We start from the raw sequence: 19,450 nt of genomic DNA, 5'->3' as shown, positions 1-19,450 counted from the left end.
GGTTATAGAATGAGTCATTCAATTCTTCGGCGCGGCTTCCTTGGAAAAGGAGGTTTAAAATGAGTTATTCAATTCTTCGCCAGGGCTTCCTTGCAAGCGCCCTTCTCCTATCTGCGAGCTTTTTGTTTGGCTGTACCACCGTCATCAAGCCGCTAGCGCCTTCGGAGGTTTCGATAGCAGATGAGAATCAGGGATTATTATTCGGCACGATTCATCTGACTCGGAATGGAAAGGACCAGTCAACCGGTCTGAAGTGGCCGGGAATTATGAAATGGTGGGTCGAAGATGAGGCGCACGGAAAACGCTTTCTAATTTCCCATATTCCGATCGACGGCCAATTCGTGATGAAGCTTCCAGCTGGTTCTTACCGTGTCACTGACATCAGCTTCGAGAGTCTCCGCGGCATATGGCACGTCTTGCTCCCGACGACGTTCACCATTAGTTCGCGGGAGTGCACTTCGCTCGGGACATGGGAGCTTGAGATGCATACCGGCTTCTTCTCAGGCTGGATTACGCGGCACGTTTCCAATGAGCAACAGGTCGATCCGGAGCATTTTGGAAATATACTCCAAGCAAAGGGCTGCCCGACTCTGGTTGCTCCGCTTGAATCGCCTGTGAAGCGATTGGTGAAGTTGCATTTCCACACGAGATGGTCCAGCCGATTCTGATGATCGCTCGGGAATCACTCGCAAAGGACCGACTGAGATACATGTCGAGCCGGCTCTCATATTGGCAACGGTAGAGTTGCAAGTCGAATGCGGTCAAGAGAAGAGACGATCCCATATCCGCAATGAACGGCATACCGTTGAGCACCCTCGCAGCTGACGCCAAAGCAGGCCTCGTTGTGTTCTTTGTGGCCTTGCCGTTATGCCTGGGGATTGCCCTCGCTTCCGGCGCGCCCCTGGTGTCCGGATTGTTGGCCGGGATTATCGGCGGCATCGTGGTGGGGATTTTCAGCGGATCACACACCAGTGTGAGCGGACCGGCCGCCGGTTTAACGGCCGTTGTTGCCGCCCAAATCCTATCACTCGGGTCATTTTCCGCTTTTCTCATGGCCGTGATTCTTGCCGGGATGATCCAACTTGTCCTCGGTGTGGCCAAGGGAGGATTCATCGCCGCGTTCGTTCCGTCCAGCGTGATCAAAGGGTTGTTGGCCGCGATCGGTGTAATCATCGTCTTGAAGCAAATTCCGCATCTTGTCGGCCATGATCCAAACCCTGAAGGAGAAATGGCCTTCTTTCAACCGAATCTCGAAACGACATTTACGGAACTTTTCCGTATGTTCGGGGATTTTCAGTGGGGCTCCGCCATGATCGGGCTTGGATCCATTGCGCTGCTCGTGCTCTGGGATAAGTGGAAGCCGCTGAAGAAGTCAGTTTTCCCCGCTCCCGTCGCGGTGGTCCTCTTCGGGATCGGAGTGGCGTGGTGGTTCGAGCAACTCGGCGATCCCTGGCTTATTAAGGCGAGTCATTTGGTTCAAGTACCGGTTGCGAGCGACTTAGGCGAACTCTTCGGGCTTCTTCCGCGACCGGACTTCTCGCAATGGGGGAATCCCGCGATCTATATCGCGGGTATGACCCTTGCCGTCGTGGCCTCCCTTGAAACCTTGCTGAATCTGCAGGCAGTCGATCGACTGGACTCGCAGCAACGGACCTCGCCGCCGAGCCAGGAACTATTGGCTCAGGGTATCGGAAATATGGCTTGTGGACTGGTCGGCGGACTCCCGGTCACGTCCGTGGTCATCCGCGGATCCGTCAACGTCAACGCCGGGGGAAAAACAAAACTGTCCGGGATTATGCATGGCATCTTGCTGTTGATCAGCGTTCCTCTCATACCCACATGGTTGAACGCTATTCCGTTATCTTGCCTGGCGGCCATCTTGCTGATGACCGGTATCAAACTGGCAAGCCCTGCTTTGATCAAGCAAATGTGGAACGAGGGCCGTAACCAATTTGTCCCGTTCGCAATCACGGTGGTGGCGATTGTGTTTACCGACCTCCTGATTGGGATCGTGATCGGGCTTGTTGTGGCGATCGGTTTCATCCTGAACAGCAACATGCGCCGGCCGGTACACCGCTTCGTCGAGAAGCATTTGGGTGGTGACGTGGTGCACATCAAATTGGCGAATCAGGTGAGCTTCCTGAATCGCGCCGCCCTTGCAAAAGTGTTGGATGAAGTTCCCCGCAACGGCCGTGTTCTGCTTGACGCGCGGAGCACCGACTACATCGATCCGGACATCCTGGATTTGATCCGAGATTTCAAGGAACAAACGGGGCCTGCTCGCGGTGTCGAAGTCAGTCTCGTCGGCTTTCGGAATGAATACAACTTTGAGGACCAGATTCAGTATGTGGATTATTCAACCCGCGAACTCCAAGACACCATCACGCCGCTCCAGGTTCTGCAAATTCTAAAGGACGGCCATGAACGAGCCCGTACCGGGCGGCGGCTGACGCGGGATTTCAACCGGCAAGTCCGGGCGACGGCAGAGGCGCAGCATCCGTTGGCCGTCGTCCTCAGTTGCATCGATTCTCCGACGCCGGCAGAGCGAGTGTTTGACTTGGGTATGGGCGATATCTTCAGTGTCCGTATCGCCGGCAACATTGCAAGCCGAACGGTGATTGCCAGCGCGGAATACGGCTGCGCAGTAGCCGGAGCGAAACTGATTCTTGTCATGGGGCATACACGATGCGGTGCCGTCACGGAGGCCGTCAAACTCCTCGGTTCCTCGCAAACGGCGATCGAAGCGATCGGATGCGCACATTTCGATTACATCGTCAGCAATCTTCAGCACGCGGTCGACCAAGCGACAGGCTCGGCTGAGCCTGGGCAACCCATCGAGGAGACCGCCGCGTTCGTCGATGTCGTTGCCCGTCGGAATGTTGCGCGAGTCGTTGAACAACTGCGGGAGGGAAGTGAAACGATCGATGGTCTGATGAGTACGAAACGGCTCACGATCGTTGGCGCGATGTACGACGTCGTTACGGGAGGAGTTGAATTCTTGCCGGATGAGGCGTGTGAGAGCGAAGAACACGTACTGCCGATGTCGCATCGAACCTTGGATAACTATCGCTGATGTGCGTTCTGCGCGGGGTCGACGGTGAGAAGGCGAGCGCGAATTTGGGCGCTGATCACGGTCTTAACGGAGGCTGGCATCTCTGACCATTGTGGTGATGACTTATCGCGATCGGTTGGCGACAAGAATGAGGTTCGATCATGGAAAAGCTTGTCAAAGGCTTCTTGAAGTTTCGCAGTGAGGTGTTCGGAAATAAGAAAGCACTGTTCACTCGTCTGTCTCAAAGTCAGGCTCCTCGGGCACTCTTCATTACCTGTTCCGATTCGCGGGTCGACCCCACACTTCTGACACAGGCGGACCCGGGTGAGTTGTTTATCTTGAGAAATGCCGGGAACATTGTGCCCCCGTATGGGTCGATGCAGGGCGGTACGACTGCGACAATCGAATACGCGATGGCGGTGTTGAAGGTGCCGCACATCATTGTCTGCGGCCATACGGATTGCGGTGTTATGAAGGCCCTATTGCGTCCGGATGACGTACAGAACTTGCCGGCGGTCAAAGAATGGATGGGGCAGGCTGAGACCACCAGACGATTGATGCAGGAGATGTATGCGGATATCGACGGCAATAATCGTCTCATCAAGACGACCCAAGAGAACGTCCGTGCCCAACTGGAGCATCTTCGCACACATCCGTCGGTAGCCCTTCAACTACGTAGAGGGAAAGTGGATCTCCATGGGTGGGTGTATTCCATTTCAACCGGGGATATATGGGTCTATGACTTCCAGTCGCAGGAGTTTGACTCGCTGTACGAAAAGGCCGCGCCTCGCGAGGCCTTTGCCGATAAGTCTTGATAGGCCATGCGGCAAAGATGATGGAACGAGTCCTCGCATCATCCTTTACCGAATCACCTGAATTTGCCGCCAACGTTCCGATTGATATCGCCAGAGCAACAATCCCATCCGCACGGTCCAGTCCGCAATCATTGCCACCCAGATATACAGGACCGACTGACGCATCCAGAGGGCGGCGATCAGCGCCAACGGCACACGAACTCCCCACATACCAATCACAGTGGCGCCCATGATGAATCGGGTGTCACCTGCGCCGCGCAACGATCCGGCCAAGACCATGGTGAGCGCCAACGGCACTTGTAATAAAGCGACGATCTTCAAGAACATGGTCCCAAGCTCGATCACCGCCTCATCGGTCGTGAACGCACGAAGCAGCGCATACGGAAAAAAGAAGAAAATGATCCCCATGCCGGCCATCAGGACAATGGCGATCCGATTGGCCTCCCAGTTCTCCAGCTTGGCTCTTGCGTACTTCCCCGCTCCGATGCTTTGCCCGACCATCGTCGCGGCGGCGATGGCGAGTCCGTACCCGGGCAAAAATGAGAGTGATTCAATCGACAAGCCGACTTGGTGGGCGGCATAGGCGACGGTGCCGTACAGCAAGACCAACTTGGTGTAGATGAAAATTCCTGCCTGCTGGACGATCCGTTCGCCGGAAACCGACGCTCCAACATTCCAAATCGATCGGATCAGGTCGAGACGGAATGCCGAAGATGATTTCAAGATGGGGCGACACCGCAACAACAGGTAGAGGGTACCTGTCGCTTCCGCGAGGCCGACCGCGATGGCTGCGCCCTTGAGACCCAGCGGAGGAATTCCCCATCGTCCATAGATGAGTGGATAGGCGACCATGACATGGAGAATGTTGACGCCGATCATCGCGAACATCGGGGTGCGCGTATCGCCCGTGCCCTGGAGAATTGATGACAAGACTTGTATGAGGACGGTGCACGGGATCACAAGAAAGATGAGCGTAGAATAGGGGAGGGCCAGCTCGATGACGGCCGGCTCCGCACCCAGTTGTTGCATCACGAATCCATTGCCGGCCATCCCAAGGCCCGCCAGAACCAACGACGCACCGAACGAAAGCCAGAGGAAATGCCGCGCGGCTTCCCCCGCGTCCTGCCGACGTCTGGCCCCCCACAGCTGCGCGACGATGACATTCGTGCCCACCGAAATTCCCGAGACCAGGGTCGTCGCGACAAAGGCCAGAAGCTGGCCTAACCCAACCGCTGCGATCGAGGTCGCGCCCAGGCCACCGACCAAGAATACTGCTACAATACCCTCGGCCCGTTGAAGGAGACTGCTGACGGTGACGGGGAATGCTAGGACCATCACGGACCGTCTGATCTGGGTGACACTTTTGGCCATGGGACGTTATCCTAACAGAATTCTTCAGCTCACCTATTGAGAATTCATTGACCGGGCTGTGAACGTCATGCTGGCAGATTCTCGCAACAGATCATCCGATGCTCCGGCACCCCCTCGCTTGTCGAAATCGAAATTTCTTTCAGGGTTGCAATGTCACAAGCGGGTGTACCTGGAAATTCATCATCCTGAATTAGCGGCGCCGCCGGATGCGTCGACCCAAGCGATCCTGGATATGGGGACCGAAATCGGCATCCTCGCACAGGCGCGTTTTCACGGCGGTGTACTGGTGAAGGCGGGATACCGTCAGCGACAAACGGCGATCGCAGAGACCGCAGCCCTGCTTCAAGATCCTTCCGTCACGGCCATTTTCGAAGGAGCGTTCGAATATGACGGGGTGGTTGTGCGGGTTGATGTTTTAGAGCGGATGCCAACGGATGAGCAGGTCTCGCCATCCTGGCGTTTGATTGAAGTGAAGTCATCGACAAGAGTGAAAGAGGTCCACCTCGACGACCTATCCGTTCAAAGCTATGTTGTACAAGGCGCCGGAGTGAAACTTGAGGCCGTAGGCCTCATGCATATCGATACACGATACCTCTACAAAGGCGGAGAGATTGATCTGCGGGCGCTGTTTGCGATTGAAGATGTATCAGAAGCCGTGACACATCGGCGAGGACAGGTTCCGGAGAAGTTGGCTGCAATGAAAGCCGTCTTGTCGGCGCCGCAGGCACCGGTGATCGAGCCTGCTCAGCATTGTCACACTCCCTATGACTGTCCCTTCTGGTCTCATTGCACGCGAGAGAAACCGCCGCGCTGGATCCATTACTTGCCGGGGAAAAAGGAGATAGTGAGCCAGCTTGTGCAACGGGGCATCACGACAATCGACGAAATTCCGGATGGAATAAAACTGTCGGATGCCCAACGAAGGGTCAAAGACAATGTCGAATGGATCTCATTGAACTTGCGACAGATCCTTCGTTCGGTGAGATATCCTGTGCATCACGTGGATATTGAGACCGTCATGTTGGCGGCACCACGGTTTCCCTCGACCCGGCCGTATCAGCCTATTCCTGTTCAATGGTCCAATCACATCGAGTTGGAATCCGGCGAAGTGTCGCACCAGGAGTTTCTTCACATCGAGGCGTCGGAGCCTCGCAGGCGTTGGGCTGAGGCGTTGATCGAATCGCTGGGCGAAAAAGGCAGTATCGTCGTGTACTCAGCCTATGAGGAAGCCGTCATACGCCAACTTGTGGAGACCTTTCCTGAGTTCAAGTCGGCGTTCAACGCGATTGTGAAGCGGCTCTGGGACCTGCTTCCCGTCATCAAGAGCCACTATTATCATCCCGCCTTCAACGGATCGTACTCGATTAAATCTGTGTTGCCGGCGGTCGTGCCATCCCTGGGGTATGACGACCTCACGATTCGAGAAGGAGGGCAGGCAGCTGCTCAATACTATCAGATGGTGTTTCTCAAAACTGACTGGGTGGAACGGGCTGCGATCCAGGACGCTCTGTTACGGTACTGCGCGAGAGATACCTTGGCGATGGTGGAATTGCGGAGAGTACTGGACCGGAAGGCCAATGGTGTGATCTCGCCACAAGGTCTCAAGACGAGTCGTTCGTCTTGAGACCCTATGTCGGAGAATGTGGGCATTCGAAGTCTTGTTCGCTGGGTTGCTCATGCTCTTACAGTGGGGACCAGCCCCCTCGTATGCTCCCCACGCGGAAGCCCAACACTAGAGGTGCTTATCCGCCGGCGACAATGAAGAGAGGCTGCGCCTGGTGAGCCGGCGGTACACACGAAGTGTGGTATGGCGGAGAGGGTGGGATTCGAACCCACGGTCGAGTTACCTCGACAGCAGTTTTCGAGACTGCCCGATTCGGCCGCTCTCGCACCTCTCCGGTATGATAGATCGTCGGCGTGTTTGATTATCGAGCAGGTGAGGATAACATGCCCGATGAGTGTGCCGAGCTTACCTTGGCCGATGAGGTTTTGCAATGGCCTCAGCTGCAGAAGGGAATGAACACTCGATCAGCTCAGCCTTTTCCAGTCCTTGTTTGACCAAAGCCACGACATCCAGCATACGCTCAACTTTCCGCACATCGTCGAGACGAGTTTTGGTGCTCGGGTGGGGCGGCACGAATAGTTTGCAGCAGTCCTCGTCTTGTTCGATTGAGGTTTCGTAGGTGCCGATACGTTTTGCCTCATCGACGATTTCGCGCTTATCCATTCCGATGAGCGGGCGGAGAATCGGCAATTCCGCTGCATCTTCAACAGCACAGAGGTTCTGAGGTGTTTGCGAGGCGACCTGGCCCAGGCTATCACCCGTCACCAGCGCCCAACACTGCTCCCTCCTTGCCAGTTCCTCGGCGATTCGAACCATCATCCGCCGGTACAGCACCACACGGAACGGGGCGGGTGTGTTGACGACAATCTCGCGCTGGATCTCTCCAAAGGGGATCACATAGAGGCGGGAATCATATTGATACGCCGTCAGGGTTTGTACGAGGTCACGAACCTTATCCTCAGAGGCTCGACTGACCAAGGGGCGGCCGGAAAAGTGCACAAAGACGGCGACACAGCCGCGTTTCACCATGCGATAGGCGGCCACCGGCGAGTCGATACCCCCCGAAGTAAGGCACGCGACGTTCCCGCTGACACCCACCGGCATGCCGCCAGGTCCTTCGATTTTTTCGGCAGAACAAAATGCATCCCGTGAGAGGAGCTCGACATGAATCGTCAAGTCAGGGTTCTTCAAGCTGACTTTCTTGCCGGTTCTGTCGCAGACCGCGGCACCAAGCGCTTTTTCGATATCCATTGACGTCAGGGTCAAGCGTTTGTCGGCCCGTCTGGCTGTGATCCTGAAGGTGGAAAAGGATCGTGCGTCAATCTCTTCGACGGCGGCCGTGGCGAGAGCCTCTAAGTCCGGATCAGATAACTGAAGAAGAATGACACGGCCGAGCAAAAAATTTGCGATCCCACACACCCGCTTTAACCGGTCACGTACCACCTCGAGGTTCGCTTCAGGCGGGAGCCAAATCCGGATACGACTGTGGAGGTTCTCCACCCGCTGGATTCTTGTGTCTCTGAGGCAAGTGCGAATATTGCGAATGAGGCATTGCTCGAAGTAGTCACGGTTGTGACCTTTAAGAGCTAGCTCATGATAGTGGACAATGACACAGCGCATGATGGATTGCAGGTTCGTCTATGCCCAGCGCGAATCGTGGACAACCGGCGATTCTTGATTTGACGGGACCGTAGGGTTAGCTCTTCTCCATGCCTTCAAGAAATCGTTCGGCGTCAATAGCAGCCATGCAGCCGGTACCCGCCGCCGTAACGGCTTGGCGATAATTGGCGTCCTGTACATCTCCGGCAGCAAACACGCCGGGAATGCTTGTCGCCGTGCCGTGACTCGTTATGAGATAGCCGGTATCAGTCAACTTCAGCTGACCGCCAAAAAGTGCGGTATTCGGTCGATGGCCGATCGCCAAGAAGAGGCCTGCGGAGGGCAGATCCCAAACCTTTCCAGTGACAATATTCCTGACCCGGACGCCGGTGACGCTGTTTTGCCCGAGCACCTCTTCGACAACGCTGTTCCAGACAAATGCAATCTTCTCATTCTTCATAGCTCGGTCTTGCATGATCTTGGACGCGCGCAGCTTGTCCCGACGATGAACGACCGATACCTTGGTCGCGAACTTGGTGAGAAACATTGCTTCTTCCATCGCGCTGTCTCCGCCACCCACGACGACGAGCTCCTTACCTTTAAAGAAAAATCCATCGCACGTTGCGCAGCTCGAAACCCCATGACCCCACAAACGCTTTTCGTTGGGGAGCCCAAGCGTGATTGGAGACGCACCGGTTGCAATGATCAAGGTTTTCGTTTCCACGGTATCTTCACCGTCCACCGTCACTGTAAACGGTCGAGTGTTGACGTCTACTGCGGTGACGTCGCCTGTTCGAAAGACCGTGCCGAACCGCTCTGCCTGGGCCCGCATCTCCTTCATCAATTCCGGACCCATGATGCCTTTTGCAAACCCGGGATAGTTTTCAACTTCGGTGGTGGTCGTGAGTTGGCCACCCGCCTGCCATCCTTCGATGAGCAGGGGAGCAAGATTCGCGCGGGCGGCATAAACGGCTGCCGTCAGCCCGGCGGGACCAGATCCAATGATCACGAGGTTATGCATGGTCGCCGTAGACTGTAACACAGCTTGGGAAGTAGAGGATAGAACGTGGTCCGGGGGTGCGGAGGACAACTCTCAACCATTTCTCAACCATTGAGAGGATCCAAATCGAGGAGGCTATTCTGGAGAGGCTATGGAGTGCGACGGAGATTTAAAGTGCATCAAAAGTCGGGCGACATCTTGAGCGAGATTTGAACGCGTCTTTGTTCCGTCGAGCACATAGTCTGCACGGCGCCTTTTCATCGTGAGCGGCATCTGGCTACGGATTCGGCGGAGAGCTTCGGCGCCGGTGAGGCCGTTCCGTTTCTTGAGGCGCGCCAATTGGGTTTTCTGATCGGCGGAGACGACGATAATCGTATCGACGCGTGTGTCGATGCCGGCTTCGAAGAGCAAGGGGACATCGTACACCACGACAGCACCCGGGTCTCGCTGAGCTGCCTGTTTCGTCAGTCTGGCCTGCGCGCGCGCGACGCGAGGATGGATAATTCGCTCGAGTTGCCTGAGTTTGGTCTTGTCATGAAACACGGTCTGGCCTAATCTCTGCCGATTGATCGTTCCGTCAGAGTTCAGGATGGATTTTCCAAATCGGCGAACGATGTCTCGCCAGGCCGGCCGGCCGGGCTGGACGACTTTTCGAGCCAATTCGTCGGCATCGATCACGACGGCGCCGCACGCCTGAAACATGCTCGCGACGGTGCTTTTCCCGGTGGCGAGGCCTCCCGTGAGTCCAACCAGAATCATGGCCGCGCAGCTTATCATGCGTCGCATCCTACAAGAAACCGCGATTGACATCGCTGGTTTCCCGCTTGTATGAAACTCCGTATGCGACAGGTTCTACTCTGTTCGATGTGCGTCTTTCTCGTGATCGCCGGGATCGGTGTCGCGGGCGCTGAGAATGCCATACCGGTCCCACGGACGATCACTGTGGCGCTCGACGGCTCCGGAGATTTCTCGTCCATCCAAGAGGCAGTCGACAGCGCCGGGAAAGGCGATACGGTGCTGATCAAGGCCGGTGTCTATGCGCAGGACCTGACCGTCCACAGTAAAGAAAAGCTTAAGATCGCCGGTGCCGGAACGGACAAGGTCGTGTTGTCTGGACGAGGCGAAATGGTCGGCGTGCTGCATGTGGGCAAGTGGCCGTACGGGGCGACGGATATCGAGATCAGTGATCTCACGATCAATGAACATGGAGGGCATGCCCTCGGTATTTTTAATGGAAACCGCATCACGCTCCGTCATCTTCATGTGAAGGGGATGGTGTTCGGCCAGCAGGTGCAAGGCGTTCGTATCGAGGACTGTGTGATCGGCGGGAGTGAAACGACGGGGGTACACTTCTCTGATTCTCAGGCCTTGCTGACCGGCACTGTGATCCATGACAACGATCATGGTGTGAATGTGACCGGAAAGTCCACCCTCCGGCTTGAACGAAACGTCATCACGAAAAATCTGTTCGAAGCTGTGGTGGTGGGCGATCAGGCAACGGCGGTCTTGCTCAATAACACCCTCGTCAAAAACGGTGGGGGAGCGGCATTCCTCGGCACGTCTGTGAACGAGGCATCGGGGAATATTGTGAGCCTCAACAAGATCGGCTTTCTCGTCGCGCCGTCAAGTCAAACCAAGACCTCATATAACGCTCTGTTCAACAATGAGGCGAACTACATGCGGGCCGGATCTCCGAATCTTCACGCGCCGGAGCTGAAAGCCGAGTCGGATATTACTGCTGACCCACACTTTGTAGATGCGGCGCACGATGACTTTCGCTTAAGGCCGGATACGACTCTTCTTGATCACGGAGGGTTCCGATATCTTGGAGCGCTCCCGCCTCTTTTGCTGCCCGTATCGAAGCATCAATAACGCTTTTAAAACAATAGGATAGGGAAGACTCCATTGTGGAGAATGCGTATGGTATGCTTACTCACTAGCACCTGTTCTTCCGGTTGATCCTCTCAAGTAACGACATCCGGATGCCGAGAAGGATTCAGCAGGAGGTTTCCCTTGGCGAGTTTCCGTAGTGAGCTCGAAAAGCTGTCCGGTGAGGGCATCCCCTCATTGTCAGAGATGGAGTCCGGCAAGCTCGTCGGCGCAGTGCTCCCCATGTCTGAGCAGGCTCAGATCCAAATGCGGAACAGCATCGAAGTGATTGAGTATCTGCTGAATCAAGAGCGAGTGATCTGGAGTTAAAAGCTCGATCTACTCAACACCTACCGGATTCATCAGTGACTTTCCGATAACGATAGTTGGTTTTCTCTCCAGCCTCATCCTTTTTGTACTGCCCTGACTTTTCCTCGACTCACGACCGTAGTATTGTTCAGTGAAAGCTTCAACAGACCGAAGAGGAAGACAAGCCGAGACCCATGGATGGATTGAGATCGGCTTGATTCCCGTCGGCGGTGGGTGCATCGTACTCCCATCGAACACGCAATGTGCTCATGCGAAAAGAGACCTTGTGAGACAAGTCAGCCGGACGTCTTCTCAATCTCAACTTCCTCAAGGCGCTGAGCGGAAACGGCTCGACGAAGATGCGGCCCGCAAACGGCATTGGAAGCGATGGGGACCCTATCTGAGTGAGCGCGCCTGGGGAACGGTGCGTGAAGACTATAGTCCTCACGGAACTGCCTGGGAGGCCTTTCCGCATGACCACGCCCGCTCGCGTGCCTATCGCTGGAACGAAGACGGCCTTGCCGGTATTTCTGATCGTCATCAATATATCTGCTTCGCCATCGCTCTCTGGAATGGGCGCGATCCGATTCTGAAGGAACGGATATTCGGTTTGACGGGTAACGAGGGAAATCATGGCGAGGATGTAAAAGAGTACTATTTCTATTTAGATTCAACACCTACTCACTCATATATGAAGTATTTGTATAAGTATCAACAGTCTGAATTTCCATACGCGAAACTAGTCGAGGAGAATCGCAGCCGCCCACGTGAGGCCCTTGAATATGAGCTGATCGACACAGGAATTTTTGACGAGAATCGTTATTTCGATGTCGTCGTGGAGTATGCCAAGGCGACCGCAGAAGATCTCTATGTTCGTATTCACATCACCAATCGTGGTCCGGATCAGGCGGAGGTGACACTGTTGCCCACTCTCTGGTTTCGGAATACCTGGTCGTGGGGACTGGATGCGCGCCGACCGAGGCTACGTGAAGGGAAAGCGGTAAACGAGATGAGCGTGATCGAACTGGATCACGAATATTACGGCCGGCGTCGCCTTTGGTGCGAGAGGCAACCCACGTTGCTGTTTACTGAGAATGAAACAAATACCCGGCGACTGTACGGCGATCAAGAGGGTGCCCAATATGTCAAAGACAGTTTTCACGATTACGTGATACGGGGGCGGAAGGATGCTGTGAGTCCCGAGAAGGTGGGCTCAAAAGCTGCTGCGCACTATACGGTCACTTTGTCTCCCGGCGCCACGGACATCGTTCGCTTGCGTTTGACCAATGAAATGGACGCAAACGGCTTCGACGTGACCAAGTGTGAAGGCCTCTTTAAGAAGCGGATTCAGGAGGCCGACGAGTTCTATGACGAACTGGCCCCACCTGATCTCTCCGAGGACGCGAGGCGGGTGCAGCGACAGGCATTCGCCGGATTATTGTGGAGCAAACAGTTCTACCACTATGACCTGAAGCGTTGGCTTGTCGGCGATCCAGGAATGCCGGATCCTCCTCACGAGCGACTCCGCGGAAGGAATTCCGACTGGACGCATCTCTACAACGCCGACGTGATTTCGATGCCGGACAAGTGGGAGTATCCGTGGTATGCCGCCTGGGATTTGGCGTTCCATTGCATCCCACTTGCCCTTGTTGATTCAACGTTTGCCAAGGAACAGCTCATCCTTATGTTGAGGGAATGGTACATGCATCCGAACGGGCAGATTCCGGCGTACGAATGGGCGTTCGGAGACGTCAACCCTCCGGTTCATGCCTGGGCTGCCTGGCGTGTCTACAAGATCGAAAAAAAGAGGAGAGGAGTCGGTGACCGTGTTTTTCTTGAACGCGTGTTCCATAAGCTGCTCCTGAACTTCACGTGGTGGGTCAATCGAAAAGATGCCGATGGAAAAAACATCTTTCAAGGCGGGTTTTTGGGGCTGGACAATATCGGTGTGTTCGATCGCAGCGCCCCGCTGCCGACCGACGGGCATATCGAACAGTCGGATGCCACCAGCTGGATGGGGATGTATTGCTTGAACATGCTCTCGATCGCACTGGAACTGGCTCGCGATGATCGGGCGTACGAGGATGTCGCGAGCAAGTTCTTCGAGCACTTCGTGTACATCTGCAGGGCTATGAACAACATCGGCGGTGAGAAAATCGAGCTCTGGAACAGAGAAGACGGATTTTTTTACGACGTCTTGCATCTGCCGGACGGACAAACCCTTCCGCTCAAGATCCGCTCGCTCGTCGGGTTGATCCCGCTCTTCGCGGTGGAAACGCTCGACTCTGAGTTGATCGACAGGCTCCCTCGGTTTAAGCACCGCATGCAGTGGTTCATCGAAAACCGTCCGGATTTCAGCGCCCATGTCGAGACCCACTCACGGGATGGAGAAGTCCGGAGGTTTTTGTCCCTCGTCAATCCCGTGCGGCTGAAGTCGGTCTTACGGTACATGCTCGATGAGGAGGAATTTCTCTCGCCCTATGGCATCCGCGCGCTCTCTCGCTACCACAAGGATCACCCCTATGTGCTTTCCATCATGGGCACAGACTATCGGGTGGACTATGAGCCTGCCGAATCGAGCACCGGACTCTTCGGAGGCAATTCGAATTGGCGGGGGCCTATCTGGTTTCCGGTCAACTATCTCTTGATCGAGTCGCTCCAGAAGTTCCACTATTTTCTCGGTGACGAATACAAAGTCGAATATCCGACACGATCCGGTCGATCAGTTTCCTTGAATGAGGTCGCCGCAGAACTTTCGCGCCGACTCACGCATATCTTTCTTCGAGACAAAACCGGCCGGCGTCCCGTGTTCGGAGGCACCAAGAAGTTCCAGGAGGATCCTTACTGGCGAGACGCCATCCCTTTTTACGAGTTCTTCCATGGCGACAACGGAGCCGGTATCGGCGCCAGCCATCAGACCGGATGGACGGGACTTGTCGCAAAGTTGATTCAACAATCAGGGGAATGAAACCGTCATACGTCGTTCATGAAGCGAATCCCGCGGATGACGAGATACGGACCATAGTGATCCGCAAAGACGAGTGCCAAAGTCTCGATCATGCACTCAGCCTTGAATGGCTGGAGACGAACGGTCGAGGCGGGTTCGCTTCGGGGACCGTGGCCGGAGCCAATACACGCCGCTACCATGCGCTCTTGTTGACCGCGCGGAAACCGCCCAGCGATCGGTATGTGCTGGTCAATCATGTCGAGGAATGGGTTCACATCGACGGCGAAGAGTTTTCTCTATCGACGAATCTCTACCCAGGCGCAGTCCATCCTCAGGGATATGTCCACTGCACCTCATTCACATCAACGCCCTGGCCGACATGGACCTTTGTGTATCATGGCAAAAAGATTCAACGCGAGATCTTGTGCCTTCGGGGACGCGACCTTGTCATCGTGCGATGGAAGTTGGCAGGCGCAACAAAGGCTGGCGGGATTCTTCGCGTCCGGCCTATGGTGACGGGCCGTGACTATCATGGACTGCATCGCGAGAACGGAACGCTTTCGATAGAATCCAAACTCGAGGAAGGACAGGTGTACTGGCGGCCTTACCGTGACTTGCCTGGCATACAAGCGGTTCATTCAGGTGCCTATCGACATGTCCCCGATTGGTACCGTCGCCTGGAGTTTCCGGTGGAACGGGAGCGAGGGCTTGATTGCGAGGAGGATTGGTGGTCCCCGGGAGAGTTTCTCTTCGAATTGCAACCGGGAAAGGAACACACGCTGACGTTCAGCAGCGAAGACGTCGGCAGGTTCGACGTCGCCGCCCTCATTCGCCGTGAGCGCGCTCGTCGTGCGCGGTTACGAAAGGCCATGCCGGAAGCTGACCCGCTGGCTGTGGCGTTTCAGCGTGCAGCGGAAGCGTTTGTGTCGGTGCGAGGCGACAAGCAGACCGTGATCGCAGGGTATCCTTGGTTCACGGATTGGGGACGAGATACGTTCATTTCCCTTCCGGGGCTGTGCCTGGTCACAGGACGGCATGAAATGGCTCGGCAAATTATTGAATCGTTTTCCCCTCATGTATCGGAAGGGATGGTTCCCAATCGATTTCCTGACAATGGGGAAGAGCCGGAGTACAACACGATCGATGCATCGCTGTGGTTCGTGTATGCCGTCGATCGGTATCTCGCCTACAGTCAGGATACGCCGCATGTCCGATCAATCGCTTGGCCGGCGATCAAACAGATTCTCAATGGGTATCGCCGCGGTACGCGGTACAACATCCATATGGACCGCGACGGGCTCATCAGCGGAGGAACCGCGGGTGTCCAGCTCACGTGGATGGACGCGAAAATCGGCGATCAGGTAGTCACGCCGCGGTATGGAAAGCCGGTCGAAATTCAGGCGTTGTGGATCAGGGCGTTGGACATCGGCGCACGTCTTGCCGCACAATTTGGAGAGCCGGATTATGCCACGGGTTGTCGGACGGACCGGGCACGAGCGGTCGAGGCGTTCCGTACGAAATTCTGGCACGAAGGCGGAAACTATCTGTACGATACGATCGATGGTCCCGCGGGTAAGGATGCGTCGATACGCCCTAATCAGATCTATGCGATTGCTCTGTGCGATGATCTTGTGACGATGGAACAAGCGAGACAAATTCTTCACATCGTCAAAGACCATCTCCTGACTCCCGTGGGGCTGAGAACGCTCTCGCCGAAGGATAGCCGCTATCGAGGACGAATTGAAGGCGGAGTTTCGGAACGCGATAGTGCGTACCACCAGGGAACGGTGTGGCCCTACCTACTCGGACCCTTTGTGACGGCGTGGGTGAAAGCATTCGGTACCGGTATCAAAGCAAGAAGCCAGGCCAGATCGTTTCTCGAAGGTCTGGCGGCTCATTTACGAGAGGCCTGCGTGGGACATATTTCTGAGGTTTTTGACGGAGATCCTCCCCATCGGCCACGCGGATGTCCGGCGCAAGCTTGGTCGATCGCGGAGCCGCTACGCGCGATGGCCGAGGACCTTGGAACACCGACCACCCCCGAACGGGTTCGTTCACCGCGACGCAAGAGTACGGTGACTAGGTAGTGCAACGTCTTCCATCCCACCGAAGCCGGCCGATCTCTTGACAGCGCCCACACGCATCCGTACGCTCAGCACATCCAGATAGGAGGATAGTGATGCCGTTCTTGATGCAAACACGAAAAAGTCCGTTAATCGTCTTCGCCATAGCTCTGTTGTCACTGGGAAGCTTGACCGCCCCCCTCTTGGCTGCTGCCGAGGAGTTGCCGAAAGAGTCCGTGTTGTCGCTTGGGTCAGCCAGCAAAGCGATTCAAGCTGCATTGGAAGCCTGCAAGAAAGATGGGTATCGAGTCAGCGTTTCCGTCGTTGATCGTGCCGGTGTCCTTCGTGCGATGGGGCGTGCCGATGGCGCCGGGCCGCATACGGTCGATAGCAGCCGAAAGAAGGCGTATACGGCAGCGAGTGTGCGACGCCCGACCAGCGAGTTGGCCGATCTCATTGCGAAAGTTCCCACGTTGCAGGCGCTTCGCGACATGAACGGTGAGATTCTGATTCTGGGTGGAGGACTTCCTATCGAAATCGGCGGAGACGTGGTTGGGGGAATCGGTGTCGGCGGAGCACCGGGAGCCCATCTGGATGATGCCTGCGCCCAGCAGGGTCTTGACGCGATCGGTGCAGCTCCTAAGGTTCCCGCAGCCAAGTGAGCGAACGAGCCTGGTCGACCGTCCTTGGAAGTGCGATCCTGCTCTGTGTAGGGTGCAACAGCAATATTCCCGAGCCGGCTTCGGTTGACATAGCTTCAGCAGGACTTCAGCTGTCGATCGTCAGAATGGCAACGGATCCATTCCTTCAGCGGTTCAATCTCACCATGAATATCAAGGGAGCCGGAGGCTGTTCTTCGTCCACTGAGTTGTTTCCTGATACAGGGTATGCAGGGCGCCGGAACGTCTACCAGGCGGCAAAGGGCATGGTGTATGTGGTGGGGCAGTTCGATGCCCGTGTCATCGATTCCAAGAATTGCCGAACAACCCTCTCAGAGTTTCGCCATCTTGATGGACATGTGGTATTCATCGGAAGCTTCGATCAAGATGAGCAAAAGCACTGGAAGTATTTTTCTGCTGCTCACCGACGTGAATTGCCGTTTGAGAAGCGCTGACCTTTGCGCAAGCCGAAAGACACGTCAATGACGGAAGCGATGTGATATGCAACAGCCGATCATCGGATATCATCAGGATGAATATGGCGACTGGGTGGCTGATCTGGCGTGTGGACATGGGCAGCACGTACGGCATCAGCCACCGTTCATCAATCGCCCTTGGGTCCTGACCCTGGCCGGGCGCACCCAGCACCTAGGCTCTATCCTGAACTGCAAGAAGTGCGAGGAATCTGCGGCTGAGGTCCCCCGGGATTCCGAACAAGCCCTGCCATAGCATTCTCTTTCCTCACAAAAGCCCCCATTTCCTTGGTCAGTGACACACTCAGTGATACCTTGAACCGCAGAGATACTGTCGGTTGTCATGCCAGGGCTAACGGGAGGAAAGATGAAGACAGCCACCGCCGCAAAACCTGCTTCCCCCACTGTCGACCGTCGAAACGGGTTTTTTGTCCATCGAATTCAAAAGGGTTATGTCGCCTGGATCGGACTGTTACTGTTCCTCTACTCGGCGCTGTTCTTCACGATGGCCTTTTATGGCGCCCATATCAAACCCATGGTGGCGCTGTATACCAGCGATTCGATGGAAGAACGCCAAGTTGCCGCGGAAGAAATGCTGATGCTGAGCAAGACGGTCTGGGTCGCCGTTCCGGTGTTGTTTTTTGGTTCGGTCATTTTCAGTCTCATTGTGACACGGCGTGTTGCAGGCCCGCTCTATCGGCTCGATGAAAGCATTCAGCAATGGGCGAAGGGAAATCTTCGTTGGAGAATGCAATTTCGCTCGAGTGACCGATTGGACGAACTGGCTGCGACCGCCAATCAGGCCTTGGAAAATATTGAGCAGTCCTTTGCTCATATTCAGCACCAGGCGCATACGCTGAGAGCGGCGTTGCTGAAAATCGAACAGGTTGGATCGTCGGATGTTGAGGAGGCGCGTAACGCCCTCGATGACATTGCTGCAACCGTACAGCGATTCGACTTCGGATCGCGTCGTGAGTTACCCACGAAACTCCGATGATTCGACGAATCAGAGAAAGCACGGGTTTCACGTTGATTGAAGTGATGATGGTCCTAGCCATTCTCAGCATTCTCGCCGCATTGGCCATGATCTCGCATAGACATTTCGTGGAGAAAGCGCGATCGGTGGAGGCCGAGGTGGCGCTGGCGGAAATCGACCGTCTTCAAACGCTCTACTACGCCAACCATGGAACGTATTCGGGTGATCTGAATGCGATCGGGTTTTCGTTGAGCTCGACTCTCAAGTACTACAAGGTGACGGTTCGCTTAGAGAAAGGAGGAGCATCATTCCAAGCAAGTGCGGTTCCTCTTTCCAGCGAAAAGACACAGCCGGCTTTGGTCTTGACGCATAGCAAGGATGGGACATTTCTGCAGAGGACCGATCCGGTGAAGCTTGCTGGACCGAGTGGAGGCGCAACTGAGTCCGGCGGAGCCCTTTCCGCAGATCAGGGAACGGGCGGAGCGGGTGCTGGGGCAGGAGGTAACCCAGCAAAAGCCAATTGCAGACAAGGGGGCGAGGCGACCGTCGCGGCAGATGGGTTGCTCGATATGAACTTCTGCTTCAAGTAATCCTTCCGAACTTATGAACAAGCGTTTCCTAGCTCTGGGTCGTCTGTTTTACGCTCGGAGCTGATCGGCTATTGTTCTTGCCGTCGTGATAGCGGGAAGCATGCGTAGATGGACTCTCAATTGTGCTAAAAGACGCGGACAGGTTTAAAATGGCGACGAAATG

At 55.5% G+C, this 19,450-nt stretch carries 17 protein-coding genes and 1 tRNA gene; 13 read left to right on the top strand and 5 right to left on the bottom strand.

Going from position 1 to position 19,450, the window contains the following annotated elements:
• Positions 1-59 precede the first annotated feature (59 nt).
• The 3 genes from H8K04_10985 to H8K04_10975 all read left to right on the top strand — a co-directional run bounded on the left by H8K04_10985 (position 60) and on the right by H8K04_10975 (position 3,867).
• Entirely contained in the window at positions 60-668 is a 609-nt protein-coding gene (locus H8K04_10985) for a hypothetical protein (GenBank protein UVT14381.1), read from the top strand.
• 122 nt (positions 669-790) lie between these two features.
• Positions 791-3,073, top strand: a complete 2,283-nt coding sequence (locus H8K04_10980) for a bifunctional SulP family inorganic anion transporter/carbonic anhydrase (GenBank protein UVT14380.1) — start codon at positions 791-793, stop codon at positions 3,071-3,073.
• A 140-nt stretch (positions 3,074-3,213) separates the two neighbouring features.
• Positions 3,214-3,867 (top strand): carbonic anhydrase, encoded by a 654-nt coding sequence (locus tag H8K04_10975; GenBank protein ID UVT14379.1) that lies wholly within the window; start codon positions 3,214-3,216, stop codon positions 3,865-3,867.
• 45 nt (positions 3,868-3,912) lie between these two features.
• Here the strand turns inward: H8K04_10975 and H8K04_10970 are convergent, their stop codons facing one another.
• The gene (locus H8K04_10970; protein UVT14378.1) at positions 3,913-5,238 is read right to left on the bottom strand and encodes an MATE family efflux transporter; all 1,326 of its coding nucleotides are present in this window, start codon (positions 5,236-5,238) and stop codon (positions 3,913-3,915) included.
• A 67-nt stretch (positions 5,239-5,305) separates the two neighbouring features.
• Between H8K04_10970 and H8K04_10965 the strand changes: the two genes are divergently transcribed.
• Positions 5,306-6,862, top strand: coding sequence for a DUF2779 domain-containing protein (locus H8K04_10965; protein ID UVT14377.1), 1,557 nt, complete (start codon positions 5,306-5,308; stop codon positions 6,860-6,862).
• 184 nt (positions 6,863-7,046) lie between these two features.
• Here H8K04_10965 and H8K04_10960 read toward each other — a convergent pair.
• From H8K04_10960 to H8K04_10945, 4 genes are all read right to left on the bottom strand, one after another.
• A tRNA-Ser gene (locus tag H8K04_10960) sits at positions 7,047-7,136 on the bottom strand.
• Between the two features lie 71 nt (positions 7,137-7,207).
• Positions 7,208-8,422: a tRNA 4-thiouridine(8) synthase ThiI gene (gene thiI, locus H8K04_10955; protein UVT14376.1), complete on the bottom strand. Its 1,215-nt coding sequence runs from the start codon at positions 8,420-8,422 to the stop codon at positions 7,208-7,210.
• Between the two features lie 76 nt (positions 8,423-8,498).
• Positions 8,499-9,422, bottom strand: coding sequence for a thioredoxin-disulfide reductase (gene trxB, locus H8K04_10950; GenBank protein UVT14375.1), 924 nt, complete (start codon positions 9,420-9,422; stop codon positions 8,499-8,501).
• A gap of 114 nt (positions 9,423-9,536) precedes the next feature.
• On the bottom strand, positions 9,537-10,160 hold the full coding sequence (locus tag H8K04_10945; GenBank protein UVT17955.1) for a dephospho-CoA kinase: 624 nt from the start codon (positions 10,158-10,160) through the stop codon (positions 9,537-9,539).
• A gap of 81 nt (positions 10,161-10,241) precedes the next feature.
• Here H8K04_10945 and H8K04_10940 point away from each other — a divergent pair, with 81 nt between their 5' ends.
• The 9 genes from H8K04_10940 (at position 10,242) to H8K04_10900 (ending at position 19,287) form a co-directional block, all read left to right on the top strand.
• Positions 10,242-11,273, top strand: coding sequence for a right-handed parallel beta-helix repeat-containing protein (locus H8K04_10940; GenBank protein UVT14374.1), 1,032 nt, complete (start codon positions 10,242-10,244; stop codon positions 11,271-11,273).
• A 141-nt stretch (positions 11,274-11,414) separates the two neighbouring features.
• Complete coding sequence (locus H8K04_10935) at positions 11,415-11,600, top strand: hypothetical protein (GenBank protein UVT14373.1); 186 nt, start codon at positions 11,415-11,417, stop codon at positions 11,598-11,600.
• 265 nt (positions 11,601-11,865) lie between these two features.
• Entirely contained in the window at positions 11,866-14,547 is a 2,682-nt protein-coding gene (locus H8K04_10930; protein UVT14372.1) for a glucosidase, read from the top strand.
• Entirely contained in the window at positions 14,544-16,613 is a 2,070-nt protein-coding gene (locus H8K04_10925; GenBank protein UVT14371.1) for a glycogen debranching enzyme family protein, read from the top strand. The genes H8K04_10930 and H8K04_10925 overlap by 4 nt, the downstream gene beginning before the upstream one ends.
• Before the next feature lie 104 nt (positions 16,614-16,717).
• Positions 16,718-17,251, top strand: coding sequence for a heme-binding protein (locus tag H8K04_10920; protein ID UVT17954.1), 534 nt, complete (start codon positions 16,718-16,720; stop codon positions 17,249-17,251).
• A gap of 125 nt (positions 17,252-17,376) precedes the next feature.
• Positions 17,377-17,703 carry a hypothetical protein gene (locus H8K04_10915; protein ID UVT14370.1) on the top strand — a complete coding sequence of 109 codons (327 nt, stop codon included), beginning with the start codon at positions 17,377-17,379 and terminating at the stop codon, positions 17,701-17,703.
• Positions 17,704-17,749: 46 nt separating this feature from the next.
• On the top strand, positions 17,750-17,977 hold the full coding sequence (locus H8K04_10910) for a DUF3565 domain-containing protein (GenBank protein UVT14369.1): 228 nt from the start codon (positions 17,750-17,752) through the stop codon (positions 17,975-17,977).
• 111 nt (positions 17,978-18,088) lie between these two features.
• Entirely contained in the window at positions 18,089-18,718 is a 630-nt protein-coding gene (locus H8K04_10905) for a methyl-accepting chemotaxis protein (GenBank protein ID UVT14368.1), read from the top strand.
• Positions 18,715-19,287 (top strand): prepilin-type N-terminal cleavage/methylation domain-containing protein, encoded by a 573-nt coding sequence (locus H8K04_10900; protein ID UVT14367.1) that lies wholly within the window; start codon positions 18,715-18,717, stop codon positions 19,285-19,287. Before H8K04_10905 ends, H8K04_10900 begins: the two co-directional genes overlap by 4 nt.
• Positions 19,288-19,450: the final 163 nt, after the last annotated feature.

The organism is Nitrospira sp., assembly GCA_024760525.1.
Taxonomy (GTDB): domain Bacteria; phylum Nitrospirota; class Nitrospiria; order Nitrospirales; family Nitrospiraceae; genus Nitrospira_D.
Note: the sequence above shows the minus strand (reverse complement) of the source record. Positions and strands in the feature narration are given on the sequence as shown.

Coding starts and splice junctions, on each gene's coding strand:
- H8K04_10985 (UVT14381.1), top strand. CDS start 60: ATGAGTTATTCAATTCTTCGCCAGGGCTTCCTTGCAAGCGCCCTTCTC.
- H8K04_10980 (UVT14380.1), top strand. CDS start 791: ATGAACGGCATACCGTTGAGCACCCTCGCAGCTGACGCCAAAGCAGGC.
- H8K04_10975 (UVT14379.1), top strand. CDS start 3,214: ATGGAAAAGCTTGTCAAAGGCTTCTTGAAGTTTCGCAGTGAGGTGTTC.
- H8K04_10970 (UVT14378.1), bottom strand. CDS start 5,238: ATGGCCAAAAGTGTCACCCAGATCAGACGGTCCGTGATGGTCCTAGCA.
- H8K04_10965 (UVT14377.1), top strand. CDS start 5,306: ATGCTGGCAGATTCTCGCAACAGATCATCCGATGCTCCGGCACCCCCT.
- thiI (UVT14376.1), bottom strand. CDS start 8,422: ATGCGCTGTGTCATTGTCCACTATCATGAGCTAGCTCTTAAAGGTCAC.
- trxB (UVT14375.1), bottom strand. CDS start 9,422: ATGCATAACCTCGTGATCATTGGATCTGGTCCCGCCGGGCTGACGGCA.
- H8K04_10945 (UVT17955.1), bottom strand. CDS start 10,160: ATGATTCTGGTTGGACTCACGGGAGGCCTCGCCACCGGGAAAAGCACC.
- H8K04_10940 (UVT14374.1), top strand. CDS start 10,242: ATGCGACAGGTTCTACTCTGTTCGATGTGCGTCTTTCTCGTGATCGCC.
- H8K04_10925 (UVT14371.1), top strand. CDS start 14,544: ATGAAACCGTCATACGTCGTTCATGAAGCGAATCCCGCGGATGACGAG.
- H8K04_10920 (UVT17954.1), top strand. CDS start 16,718: ATGCAAACACGAAAAAGTCCGTTAATCGTCTTCGCCATAGCTCTGTTG.
- H8K04_10915 (UVT14370.1), top strand. CDS start 17,377: ATGGCAACGGATCCATTCCTTCAGCGGTTCAATCTCACCATGAATATC.
- H8K04_10910 (UVT14369.1), top strand. CDS start 17,750: ATGCAACAGCCGATCATCGGATATCATCAGGATGAATATGGCGACTGG.
- H8K04_10905 (UVT14368.1), top strand. CDS start 18,089: ATGAAGACAGCCACCGCCGCAAAACCTGCTTCCCCCACTGTCGACCGT.
- H8K04_10900 (UVT14367.1), top strand. CDS start 18,715: ATGATTCGACGAATCAGAGAAAGCACGGGTTTCACGTTGATTGAAGTG.